This is a genomic window from Chromobacterium aquaticum, from assembly GCF_021129195.1.
GTDB lineage: Bacteria > Pseudomonadota > Gammaproteobacteria > Burkholderiales > Chromobacteriaceae > Chromobacterium > Chromobacterium aquaticum.
The window spans coordinates 1-12,007 of the sequence record NZ_JAJOHW010000157.1 but is presented as its reverse complement, the minus strand read 5'-3'; the positions used below and the strand labels follow the sequence as shown (position 1 = coordinate 12,007).

The window sequence follows — 12,007 nt, the reverse complement described above, 5'->3', positions numbered from 1 at the left end:
TGCGCGCACCGCCGGCGCGGTGGCGCTGGCCGCCAGCGTGAGCTTTGCCGCCGTGGTGGGCTGGCAGCAGCTCTCGCATCGAGGCGAGCCGGCTTCGCTGGTGGCGGACAAGGGCGTGCCGGTGCAGGTTGCGCAGCCGGCTCAGGCCAGCCAGCCGGAGCGTGATGATCCTTATCTGCTGGCGCACCAGGAAGTGACCTCCGATCAAGGCAATATGAAAGTGTCCTACGGAAACGGAGCTCGCCGTTAAATGCGTGTAATTCCTCTGATTAATTTGATGGTTGTGGCGGCGGCGCCTGCCGCCCATGCAGAGGATGACTGGCAGCTGCTGCGCAATGTGGCGGCTGCCGGACGCCAGCAGGCGCTGAACGGCACCTATCTGCACCAAATGAACGGCACGCTGGAAACCTTCCACATCGTCAGGGAGGGGCAGGGCGACGCTACGCGGGAAAAGCGGACGTCGCTGGACGGCCCGTCCCGGGAAATCATTCGCAAGGGCAATGAGCTGGCCTGTTTCGCGCCGGACAAGAAGGCGCTGAACGCGGCCAAGATCAGCGCGATGCGCCTGTTTCCCGCGCTGCTGCCGGAAGACATGAGCGAGATCAACCAGTCGTATTCGCTCAAGCATGTCGGCAGCGACCGGGTGGCACAGCGTGACTGCAGCCTGCTGGAATTGCGGCCCAAGGACAGGCAGCGTTACACCCTGCGCATGTGCGTGGAGCCGCTGACCTCGCTGCCCTTGAAAATGGTGACCCTGTCGCCCAAGGGCGAGGCGGTGGAGCAATTCACCTTCACCGATATCGATTTGACCGGTCCCAAGGACAAGCGCGCCTATCGGCCCAAGTTCTCGCAGAAATTCCTGCTGCGTCCGGGTGGGGCTTCGCAGCCGCAGGTTAGCGCGCAGGTCGATAACGATGTGTCCGGATTGCCGAACGGCTTCCACTTGCTGCGCTCGGTGCAGCGCAGCCTGCCGGGCCAGGCCGGCAAGTCGGTGCGCCACATGGTGTATTCCGACGGGCTGGTGATGCTGTCGCTGTTCGTCGAGACCCAGCCGGAAGGCGCGCGGCTCGAACGCAGCAGCAATCTGCACGGCGCCATCAATATGGCTACCGGTCCTCAAGGCAGCTATCAATTGACCGCGGTGGGCGATATGCCCGAGCCGGCGATGATGGGGCTGCTGAAAGGCCTGAAGGTCAGCCTCAAGCCATGATGGCACGTCCCGCTGGCGTTTCGGCGCGCAAATCCCGTTTCTTGTCCTTGGCGGCGAGGCGGGGTTTGGCGCCGATGGGCGCAGCGGGATCGGAGCCGGCGCAAGCGCGTCGGCTCGTCTGTTTTTCGGCGTCCGGCCTTGCCGGCGCCGTAATCCCTCAGCCGGCATTCGTCGGCACGTCTTAAACACAACATATCAAGATGGAGCGCTCATGCCGGTCAAAAAACTGATCGTTTCCGCCATGTTGGCGGCCTCTATTATGGCGGGCGCGGTGCCCGCCGCAATGGCCGCGGAACTGCCGGACTTCAGCCAGATTGTCTCTAACGAGGGCAAGGCGGTGGTCAATATCAGCACCAAGTCGACGGTGCGCGAGGTCAGCAACGATCTGCCCGAGGGCATGAGCGGCGACCCATTCTTTGAATTCTTCCGCCGCTTCGCGCCGCCGCGCGCCCAAGAGCGGCAGGAGTCCTCGCTGGGCTCTGGCTTCATCATTTCCGCCGACGGTTATGTGCTGACCAATGCTCATGTGGTGGCCCGCGCCGATGAAATCACCGTCAAGCTGACCGACAAGCGCGAGTACAAGGCCAAGGTGATAGGCGCCGATGCCCGCACCGATGTGGCGCTGCTGAAGATAGAGGCCGACAAGCTGCCGGTGGTGCGCCGCGGCGACGCCAATGCCTTGAAAGTGGGCGAAGGGGTATTGGCCATCGGCTCGCCGTTTGGTTTCGAGAATACCGCCACTTCCGGCATCGTCTCCGGTAAGAACCGCATGCTGCCGGATGAAACCTTCGTGCCCTTCATCCAGACCGACGCGGCGATCAACCCCGGCAATTCCGGCGGCCCGCTGTTCAACACCCGGGGCGAAGTGGTGGGTATCAATTCCCAGATATTCAGCCGTTCCGGCGGTTTCATGGGTATTTCCTTCGCCATTCCGATCGATGTGGCGATGGACGTGGTGGCTCAGTTGAAGGCCAAGGGCCATGTCAGCCGTGGCAAGATCGGCGTGGTGATCCAGGAGTTGAGCCAGGATCTGGCCGCCTCCTTCGGCCTGGCCAAGCCGGCCGGCGCGCTGATCAACGCGGTGGAGCCGAACGGCCCGGCGGCCAAGGCTGGCGTCAAGCCCGGCGACATCATCCAGCAGGTGGACGGCAAGCCGGTGGAGTCCGGCTCCGATCTGCAGCGCTTGATCGGCAGCATTCCGCCTGGCAAGCCGGTAACGCTGGGCCTGTGGCGCAACCGCGCGGCGACCTCGGCCAAGGTAGTGCCGGTGGAACAGCAGGATCAGGACCCGCGGCTGGCGCAGCGTGAATACCGCGGTTCGCAGCAGGAGCGCCCGAACGAGCAGAGCTTCTCGCAGATCGGTTTGCGTCTGCAGGTATTGAACCCGGCTCAGCTGCAGCGCGCGGGCATCAAGTACGGCCTGCTGGTGCGCGGCGCCAATAATGTCGCGATGCGCGCGGGCATCCAGCCGGGCGACGTGATCGTCGGTATCGGCAGCGAGCCGCTGGCCAATGTCGAGCAGCTGAAATCCGCCTTGTCCGCGGCCAAGAAAGGCTCGTCCATCGCCTTGCAAGTGCTGCGCCAGGGGATCACCCAGTTCATTCCGTTGCCGGTGGGCGACGGCAAGTGAGACTGACGCTGTATTTTCGCGAATACTGCAGCTTGTGCCATCAGATGCTGGCCGAGCTGCAGCCCTGGCGCGAGCGCTACGGCTTCGAGCTGGACGTCGTCGATGTCGACGCCGACCCGGAACTGGAGCGCCGCTTCAACGAACTGGTGCCGGTGCTGATGGCGGATGAGGCCGAAATCTGCCATTGGCACCTGGACCAAGCCGCATTGGCTGCACATTTGGGCGAAATCGGCTAAAATCCGCGCCAGTGTGAGTTTATATCGGGGGCACCTGGGTGCCCCCGCTTGCTGGATGGGCTGTCAGCAGCCTTTTAAGAGGTCGCAATCCTGATGATGAGCCGCTTTCATCAGGCCCGCGGCTTCCATCGGCAGTTCCGGGCACGCTAGCGTGCCCTTATCTTTTGCTGGATATCATGAAAAACATTCGAAATTTCTCGATCATTGCCCATATCGACCATGGCAAATCGACCCTGGCCGACCGCTTCATTCAATTCTGTGGCGGCCTGGAAATGCGCGAAATGAGCGCCCAGGTGCTGGACTCGATGGACATCGAGAAAGAGCGCGGCATCACCATCAAGGCGCAGACCGCGGCCTTGAGCTATAAGGCGCGCGACGGTCAGGTCTATAACCTGAACCTGATCGACACCCCCGGACACGTGGACTTTTCCTATGAAGTGTCGCGCTCGCTGTCCGCCTGCGAAGGCGCGCTGCTGGTGGTGGACGCCTCGCAAGGCGTGGAAGCGCAGACCGTGGCCAACTGCTACACCGCCATCGAGCTGGGCGTGGAAGTGGTGCCGGTGCTGAACAAGATCGACCTGCCGGCAGCCGAGCCGGAGCGCGTCAGCCAGGAAATCGAAGATATTATCGGTATCGAGGCGGCGGACGCGGTGCGCGCCTCGGCCAAGTCCGGCATCGGCATCGAGGACATCCTGGAAGAAGTGGTCACCAAGGTGCCGCCGCCGGTGGGCGAGGCCGACGGCCCGCTCAAGGCGCTGATCATCGACTCCTGGTTCGACAACTATGTCGGCGTGGTGATGTTGGTGCGCGTGATTGATGGTTCGCTGAAGCCCAAGGACAAGATCAAGTTCATGGCCACCGGCGCCGAGCATCTGTGCGAACAAGTGGGCGTGTTCACGCCCAAATCCGTCCAGCGTCCGAATCTGAACGCGGGCGAGGTGGGTTTCGTCATCGCTGGCATCAAGGAATTGAAATCGGCCAAGGTCGGCGACACCATCACCCTGGTGTCCAAGCCGGCCACCGAGGCGCTGCCGGGCTTCAAGGAAGTGCAATCCCAGGTATTCGCCGGCCTGTACCCGGTGGAAAGCCACGACTACGAGGCGCTGCGCGACGCGCTGGAAAAACTGCAGCTGAACGACGCTTCGCTGAAGTTCGAGCCGGAAGTGTCGCAGGCGCTGGGCTTCGGCTTCCGCTGCGGCTTCCTCGGCCTTCTGCACCTGGAGATCGTGCAGGAGCGCCTGGAGCGCGAGTTCGACATGGACCTGATCACCACCGCGCCCACGGTGAACTACGAAGTAGTGATGAGAGACGGCGTGGTGGAAGTGGTGTCCAACCCGTCGCGGATGCCGGATGCCGGCAAGTACGACGAGTTGCGCGAACCCATCATCACCTCCACCATCCTGGTGCCTCAAGACTATGTCGGCGCGGTGATGACGCTGTGCAACCAGAAGCGCGGCGTGCAGCGCAATATGCAGTACATGGGCCGCCAGGTGATGCTGACCTACGATCTGCCGATGAACGAAGTGGTGATGGACTTCTTCGACAAGCTGAAGTCCACCAGCCGCGGCTACGCCTCGCTGGATTACGAGTTCAAGGAATTCCAGAGCGCTGATCTGGTCAAGCTGGACGTGCTGGTCAATGGCGAGAAGGTCGACGCGCTGTCGCTGATCGTGCACCGTGCCTCCAGCGTCTACCGCGGCCGTGAACTGGTGTCCAAGATGCGTGAACTGATTCCGCGCCAGATGTTCGATATCGCGGTGCAGGCGGCCATCGGCGGCCACATCATCGCGCGCGAGACGGTCAAGGCGCTGCGCAAGAACGTGTTGGCCAAGTGCTACGGCGGCGACATCACTCGTAAGAAAAAGCTGCTGGAAAAGCAAAAGGCGGGCAAGAAGCGCATGAAGCAAGTGGGCAATGTGGAAATTCCGCAGGAAGCCTTCCTGGCAATTCTTCAAGTAGGGGACAAATAAGTGGGCGGAAATCTGTTCTGGGTGTTTGTCGTGGCGGTGGCGATCGGCGGCATGCTGATCGCTTTTGGCGGCAAGAAGCAAGAAGGCGCCAAGGATTGGCCGCAGGCGGTGCAGTGGGGCTACCTGGCGGTGCTGATCGGCGGCTTTGGTCTGCTGTCCAACTATATGAGCTTCACCGCGGTGATGCTGGTCTTCGTGCTGATCACCGGCGCGGTGTGGTGCGCCGACAAGCTGCTGTTGGCCAAGCGCCGCGCCGCCGGTGCTCAGGCCGGGCATTTCGTCGATTACTCGCGCGGCTTCTTCCCGGTGATCCTGGTGGTGTTCCTGCTGCGCTCCTTCATCGCCGAGCCGTTCCAGATCCCCAGCAGCTCGATGCGTCCGGGCCTGGTGGTGGGCGATTTCATCCTGGTGAACAAATTCACCTATGGCCTGCGCGTGCCGGTGCTGAACACCGTGTTCGCGCCGGTGAACAAGGTGGAGCGCGGCGATGTGGTGGTGTTCAACTTCCCGCCCAACCCCAAGGTCAATTACATCAAGCGCGCCATCGGTCTGCCGGGTGATGTGGTCGAATACCGCGACAAGCGCCTGAGCGTCAACGGCAAGCCGCTGCCGGACGCCGACGACGGCAGCTACGAATACCTGGAGCAGGGCCTGATGATGGTCAATGCCCAGCGCTACAAGGAAACCATGGGGCAGCGCACTTACTCGGTGCTGAACAATGCCGGCACCCCGGTGGTGTCCTTGAGTCAGGTACAAGACTTCCCGTACCGCGACAACTGCCGCTATGATGACAATGGCTTTGTCTGCAAGGTGCCGGCCGGTCATTACTTCATGCTGGGCGATAACCGCGACAATAGCCTGGACGGCCGCTACTGGGGCTTTGTCGATGACAAGCTGATGGTGGGCAAGGCCTTCATGATCTGGATGAACTTTGGCGATCTGTCGCGCATCGGCAAGTCCATCCATTGACAACACCAGGACTGCAACCGGAGAGCATTATGCATTTCAGCCGTCAACAAGGTTTGTCGCTGTTTTCCGTACTGCTGCTGATGATAGTACTGGGCGGCGCCATCATGGTGGGCATGAAGGTGACGCCGGTGTACACCGAGTACGCCGAGGTGCGCCACGCGATCACCTCCTTGTCCACCCAGTCCAATGTCGGCGAGGCTTCGGTGCGCCGCGACTTCAATCAGCGCGCCAGTGTGGCCGGGATCACCTCGATCAAGGGGGAGAACCTGACCGTGGTCACCGGCAGCAACTTCGTTTTCGTGCGCGCGGTGTATCAGCGCGAAGTGCCGCTGTTCTCCAACGTCAGTCTGCTGTTCAAATTCGATACCCAAGCGGGCCAGCCTCCGCAATAAACCACGTGATACCAACCGATAATAGATTCCGGCGCCTGAGTCAGGCGCTGGATTACGCATTTCAGAAGCCGGAGCTGCTGCGTCAGGCCTTGACGCACCGCAGTTACGGCGCCAGCAACAATGAACGTTTCGAATTCGTCGGCGACAGCATCCTCAATTACACCGTCGCCCGCATGCTGTTCGATCAATTCCCCAAGCTGACCGAGGGCGAGCTGTCGCGCTTGCGCGCCAATCTGGTCAACCAGAACACCCTGGCCGAGATCGCCCACGAACTCAAGCTGGGCGATTATCTCTACCTGGGCGAGGGCGAATTGAAAAGCGGCGGCTTCAACCGGCCGTCCATCCTCGCCGACGCGCTGGAAGCCACGTTCGCCGCGGTCAGCTTCGATTCCGATTTCCTGCGCGCCGAGCAGGTGGTGCGCCGGCTCTACGCCGAACGCGTGTCGTCCATCGACACCACCCGCCAGGCCAAGGACGCCAAGACCCGTTTGCAGGAAGCGCTGCAGGCGCGCAAGCTGGCCTTGCCCAAATACCGTATCCTGTCGCAAAGCGGCGAAGCCCATGAACAATGGTTCCGCGTCGAGTGCGACCTGGGCGAGCTGGCGATAGGCTCCACCGGCGAGGGCGGCAGCCGCCGCGCCGCCGAACAGCAGGCCGCCGAAGCGGCGCTAGTCCTGCTGGAACAAAAACTCGCTGCGAGCAAGAAACGCACATGACTGATATCCAATACCACTGCGGCTTTGTCGCCATCGTCGGCCGTCCCAATGTCGGCAAATCCACGCTGATGAACCACCTGATCGGCCAGAAGATCAGCATCACGTCCAAGAAGGCGCAAACCACGCGCCACCGCGTCACCGGCATTCACACCGAGAACAACGCTCAGTTCGTCTTCGTCGACACCCCGGGGTTTCAGACCTTCCACAAGGGCGCGCTCAACGAAACCCTGAACAAGAGCGTCAAGGACTCGCTGGGCAGCGTCGATTGCGTGCTGTTCGTGCTGGAAGCGATGCGCTTCACCGGCGCCGACCGCGAAGTGATGGCCTTGCTGCCCAAGCGCACCCCGGTAATCCTGGTGGTGAACAAGCTGGACAAGGCCAAGGACCGCGACGCGCTGCAGGCCTTCATCGCCGAGGTGCAGGCGGAATTCGCCTTCGCCGGCGTGGAAGTGGTCAGCGCCAAGCACGGCCAGCGCCTGAGCGAACTGCTGGAGCAGGTGCGGCCGCATCTGCCGGAATCGATGCCGCTGTATCCGGAAGACATGGTCACCGACAAGAGCGAGCGCTTCCTGGCCGCCGAGATCGTGCGTGAAAAACTGTTCCGCTACCTGGGCGAAGAACTGCCGTACGAAATGAATGTGGAAGTGGAAATGTTCGAAATGGACGGCGAGCTGCGCCGCATCCATATCGGCGTGCTGGTGGACAAGGAAAACCAGAAGCCCATCGTCATCGGCCGCGGCGGCGAGAAGCTGAAGAAGATCTCCACCGAGGCGCGTATGGACATGGAAAAACTGTTCGACGGCAAGGTCTTCCTGCAAGTCTGGGTCAAGGTCAAGTCCGGCTGGGCCGACGACGTGCGCTTCCTGCGGGAATTCGGCCTGGACTGACACCCCGATGCACTATCACTTGGCGCCGTCCTGCTGGACGGTGATTTTTTCTCTGCAGCAAGGACAGGACTTGCCCGGCAGCCGCGACTTGCTGGAGCGCGTCGCCAGGCTGGCGTCCTGCCAGGCCGGTTTTCTCGGCCTGGAGCGCGGCGAGCCGGGGCAGGACACCGTGTCCTATTGGGACAGCGTGGAGGCCATCGCCGCCTGGCGCCAATGCGCGGAGCGTCTGATCGCCCAGCGCTACGGGCCGGAGGCCTGGTACCGGGTGTTCGCCTTCAACGTCAGTCCCGCCGCGGCCTGTCCGCGCGGAGCCGCGGGATGAGCCAGCCGGGCAGGGTGGATCGTCAGCCGGCCTATGTGCTGCATACGCAGCCCTACCGGGAAACCAGCCTGCTGGTGGAAGTGCTCAGCCGCGATCATGGCCGTTTCTCGGTGGTCGCGCGCGGCGCGCGCCGGCCGCGCGCGGATCTGCGCGGCCTGTTGCTGCCGTTTCAGCCGCTGACCCTGGCCTGGTTCGGCAAGGGCGAGCTGCGCACCCTGCACAGCGCGGACTGGGACGGCGGCGTGCCGCAGCTGTCCGGCCTGCCGCTGATCTGCGGTTTCTATCTGAACGAACTGATGATGAAGCTGACCGCGCGCGACGATCCCGAGCCGCGCGCCTTCGCCGTCTACGACGCGGCGGTGCGCGGCCTGGCGCGTCAGAGCGGCCTGGCGACGGTGCTGCGCCGCTACGAATTGAGGCTGACCCAGGTGCTGGGCTACGCGCCCAGCCTGCTGCGCGACGGCGACGGCGCGGAAGTGGACGCCGACGCCAGCTACTGGTGCCGGGGCAATGCCGCGCCGGAGCGGGACGCCGGCCAGAACCTGGAGCGCGGGCTGCGGCTCAGCGGCGCCAGCCTGCTGGCGATAGAGGCCGACGATTACGCTGCGGCGGCCACCCGGCTTGAAGCGCGGGCATTGATGCGAGTATGGTTGAGCGCTTTATTGGGCGAGGAGCCGCTGGCTTCGCGCGAACTATTGCAAGCCGTCAATTCCCTGTCGGATTGAGGCGAAGCTAATCGGGAGAGAATATGATTCTGTTGGGCGTAAACATCGATCACGTCGCCACCTTGCGTCAGGCGCGCGGCACCCGTTATCCCAGCCCGGTTGAGGCCGCGCTGGTGGCGGAAACCGCCGGCGCCGACCTGATCACCCTGCATCTGCGCGAGGATCGCCGTCACATCCAGGACGCCGACGTGGTGGCGATGCGCCAGGTGGTCAAGACCCGGGTCAACCTGGAAATGGCGATGACCGAGGAGATGCTGGCCAATGCGCTGGCGGTGAAGCCGGAAGACGTGTGCCTGGTGCCGGAAAAGCGCGAGGAAGTCACCACCGAGGGCGGCCTGGACGCCATCGGCCATTTCGATGATGTCCGCCGCTACACCCGCAGCCTGCTGGACGCCGGCATCCGCGTGTCCATCTTCATCGACCCCGAGCGCACGCAAATCCAGCGCGCCTGGGACGCCGGCGCGCGCGTGGTGGAGCTGCACACCGGCGCTTATGCCGACGCCCATGACGCCGCGGCGCGCGACGGCGAGCTGGCGCGCATCCGCGACGCCGCAGCCTTCGCCGCCGAGCTGGGCATGGTGGTCAATGCCGGTCACGGCCTCAACTACCACAATGTGCAGCCGATCGCCGCGATTCCGCAGATCGCGGAACTGAATATCGGCCACGCCATCGTCGCCCAGGCGCTGTTCGTCGGCTTCGCCGAGGCAGTCAAGGAAATGAAGGCGCTGATGGTGGCCGCGCGCGGCTGAGCGCTGTGCCTACCGTCATCACCCATGCCCTGGCCGGCGCGACGCTGGCCGGCCTGTGCGCGCCGCGTCCGCTGCGCGCGCCCGGCATGGCCGGCTGGCTGCTGCTGTGCGGCGCGGCGGCGATGCTGCCGGATCTGGACGTGATCACCTTCAAGCTGGGCATTCCCTATGCCAGCCCCTGGGGGCATCGCGGCGTTTCCCATTCGCTGACGCTGGCCTTGATCGCCGGCGGCGTGCTGGCCGTGCTCGGCAAACGCTGGTGGTCGCGGCTGGGTTTGGGGCCGCTGCGCGCCTTTGTCGTGCTGAGCCTGGTGGTGGCTTCCCATGCGCTGCTGGATATGTGGACCGACGCCACCCATGGGCCGGCGCTGGCGATGCCTTGGCACCAGGGCCGCTTCTTGTTCGACTGGCGGCCTATCGAGGGCTCGCCGCTGAGGCTGCATCGCTGGCTGGGCGCCAAGGGTCTGCGGGTGCTGAGCTCGGAGCTGCTGTACGTCTGGCTGCCCTGTCTGCTGCTGTGGCTGGCGCGCGCGGCATGGCTGCGCAGGCACGGGGAGGGCGGACGATGATTTACGGCATAGGCACCGATCTGGTGGAAATCGAGCGCATGCGGGTGATGTTCCAGCGCTGGGGTCTCAAGTTGGGTCGGCGCATGCTGGCGCCGGCCGAGCAGCGGGCTTTCGCCGCCAGCGCTGATCCGGCGCGCTTCCTGGCCAAGCGCTTCGCGGTCAAGGAGGCCTTGGCCAAGGCGCTGGGCACCGGCGTGCGCGCGCCGGTATTGCTGACCGCGATCTGGGTCGAGCATGATGAATGGGGAAAGCCGCTATTGGCGCTAAGCCCGGAATTGGACGAATTTTTAAGCCAGCGCGGCGTGGGCGCGCGTCATCTGTCCATCAGCGACGAGCGCGGCCATGCGCTGGCTTTTGTAGTGCTGGAGCGCTCCGCGCCCGGCTAGAGAGAAAGCAAACCGATGCAGCAGACTCAACAGAGCGCGGCCTTGCCGCGCGGGCCGGTGATGGCGGGCGTGGCCGGCCTGCGGCTGACGGATGAAGAGAAGCGGCGCTTGGCGCATCCGCTGGTGGGCGGGGTGATTTTGTTCCGCCGCAATTTCCAGGACATCGAACAACTGAAGGCGCTGACCGCGGAAATTCGCGCGCTGCGCAGCCCGCATCTGCTGATCGCGGTGGATCACGAGGGCGGCCGGGTGCAGCGCTTCCTGGATGGCTTCACCCGCCTGCCGCCGATGCAGGTGCTGGGCCGGATGTGGGAGCAGAATCGCGCGGCGGCCTTGGTACAGGCGGAGAACGTCGGCTATGTGCTGGCCGCCGAATTGTCCGCCTGCGGCATCGATCTGTCCTTCACCCCGGTGCTGGACCTGGATTGGGGGCGCTGCGCGGTGATAGGCAACCGCAGCTTCCACCGCGACCCGGCCATTGTGGCGGAACTGGCCGAGGCTTTGCAGCGCGGCCTGGCGCGCGGCGGCATGTCCACTTGCGGCAAGCACTTCCCCGGCCATGGCTTCGTCGAGGGCGACAGTCATCATCTGATGCCGGAAGACGGTCGCAGCCTGGCCGAGCTGGAGGCAGACGATTTGATCCCTTTCGGCCGTCTGGCGGCGGCCGGCATGGGTTCGGTGATGCCGGCGCATGTGCTGTATCCGGCGGTGGACGCACAGCCGGCCGGCTTCTCGCAGGTGTGGCTGCAGCAGGTGCTGCGCGGCCGGCTGGGTTTTGACGGCGTGATCTTCTCCGATGCCTTGGACATGGAAGGCGCGGCCGGCGCCGGCAGCTTTGTACAGCGCGCCGACGCGGCCTTGGCCGCCGGCTGCGATATGGTGCTGGTCTGCAATGATCCCCAGCAGACCGATCTGATCCTGGCCCATCTGCGGCCGCCGGCGCAGCCGGAACTGGCGCGGAGGCTGGAGCGCATGGCCGGCCGGGCGGCGGATTGGGCGGCGGAGTTGGCCGGTCCGGCCTTCGCCGCGGCGCGCGCCCAGGTGGAGCGTTTGACCATGCCGGCGGACGCGATGCGCGGGCCGGATGTGGGTGAGGCCAATTAAGCGTGACGCTTGCTTAGAACCTGTTCAAAGTCTGCTGCGCTTCGGCGATACGGCGTTGAAACCAAGCTCAAAATGCTCATGTACCACGTGTACATTCCGCTTTTTCGCTCGTTTTCGCCTTGTCTCGCCCTTGCTCGCGAGA

At 64.0% G+C, this 12,007-nt stretch carries 14 protein-coding genes and 1 pseudogene; all 15 read left to right on the top strand.

The features are described from left to right. Positions 1–250: pseudogene (locus LQT98_RS21100) on the top strand (sigma-E factor negative regulatory protein); the annotation flags it as partial. After that, positions 251–1,210 carry a MucB/RseB C-terminal domain-containing protein gene (locus LQT98_RS21095; protein ID WP_231464968.1) on the top strand — a complete coding sequence of 320 codons (960 nt, stop codon included), beginning with the start codon at positions 251–253 and terminating at the stop codon, positions 1,208–1,210. 211 nt (positions 1,211–1,421) lie between these two features. Continuing rightward, positions 1,422–2,840 (top strand): DegQ family serine endoprotease, encoded by a 1,419-nt coding sequence (locus LQT98_RS21090; protein WP_231464966.1) that lies wholly within the window; start codon positions 1,422–1,424, stop codon positions 2,838–2,840. Continuing rightward, complete coding sequence (locus LQT98_RS21085; protein ID WP_231464964.1) at positions 2,837–3,076, top strand: glutaredoxin family protein; 240 nt, start codon at positions 2,837–2,839, stop codon at positions 3,074–3,076. The genes LQT98_RS21090 and LQT98_RS21085 overlap by 4 nt, the downstream gene beginning before the upstream one ends. Before the next feature lie 176 nt (positions 3,077–3,252). Continuing rightward, positions 3,253–5,046 carry a translation elongation factor 4 gene (gene lepA / locus LQT98_RS21080; RefSeq protein WP_048410784.1) on the top strand — a complete coding sequence of 598 codons (1,794 nt, stop codon included), beginning with the start codon at positions 3,253–3,255 and terminating at the stop codon, positions 5,044–5,046. Then, positions 5,047–6,015 carry a signal peptidase I gene (lepB, locus tag LQT98_RS21075; RefSeq protein WP_048410783.1) on the top strand — a complete coding sequence of 323 codons (969 nt, stop codon included), beginning with the start codon at positions 5,047–5,049 and terminating at the stop codon, positions 6,013–6,015. 29 nt (positions 6,016–6,044) lie between these two features. After that, entirely contained in the window at positions 6,045–6,407 is a 363-nt protein-coding gene (locus LQT98_RS21070) for a DUF4845 domain-containing protein (RefSeq protein ID WP_048410782.1), read from the top strand. A gap of 5 nt (positions 6,408–6,412) precedes the next feature. Then, a complete protein-coding gene (rnc, locus tag LQT98_RS21065; protein ID WP_048410781.1) occupies positions 6,413–7,123 on the top strand; it encodes a ribonuclease III in 711 nt (236 codons plus the stop codon). Then, positions 7,120–8,010 (top strand): GTPase Era, encoded by an 891-nt coding sequence (gene era / locus LQT98_RS21060; RefSeq protein ID WP_048410780.1) that lies wholly within the window; start codon positions 7,120–7,122, stop codon positions 8,008–8,010. Before rnc ends, era begins: the two co-directional genes overlap by 4 nt. Before the next feature lie 7 nt (positions 8,011–8,017). Beyond that, complete coding sequence (locus LQT98_RS21055) at positions 8,018–8,332, top strand: antibiotic biosynthesis monooxygenase family protein (protein WP_231464962.1); 315 nt, start codon at positions 8,018–8,020, stop codon at positions 8,330–8,332. Beyond that, complete coding sequence (gene recO / locus LQT98_RS21050; protein WP_231464960.1) at positions 8,329–9,057, top strand: DNA repair protein RecO; 729 nt, start codon at positions 8,329–8,331, stop codon at positions 9,055–9,057. Before LQT98_RS21055 ends, recO begins: the two co-directional genes overlap by 4 nt. A gap of 23 nt (positions 9,058–9,080) precedes the next feature. After that, on the top strand, positions 9,081–9,806 hold the full coding sequence (pdxJ, locus tag LQT98_RS21045) for a pyridoxine 5'-phosphate synthase (protein WP_231464958.1): 726 nt from the start codon (positions 9,081–9,083) through the stop codon (positions 9,804–9,806). A 5-nt stretch (positions 9,807–9,811) separates the two neighbouring features. Then, complete coding sequence (locus LQT98_RS21040) at positions 9,812–10,375, top strand: metal-dependent hydrolase (RefSeq protein ID WP_231464956.1); 564 nt, start codon at positions 9,812–9,814, stop codon at positions 10,373–10,375. Beyond that, positions 10,372–10,761, top strand: a complete 390-nt coding sequence (gene acpS, locus LQT98_RS21035) for a holo-ACP synthase (RefSeq protein WP_231464954.1) — start codon at positions 10,372–10,374, stop codon at positions 10,759–10,761. Before LQT98_RS21040 ends, acpS begins: the two co-directional genes overlap by 4 nt. Before the next feature lie 15 nt (positions 10,762–10,776). Further along, entirely contained in the window at positions 10,777–11,865 is a 1,089-nt protein-coding gene (nagZ, locus tag LQT98_RS21030; RefSeq protein WP_231464952.1) for a beta-N-acetylhexosaminidase, read from the top strand. The last annotated feature ends 142 nt before the right edge of the window (positions 11,866–12,007 follow it).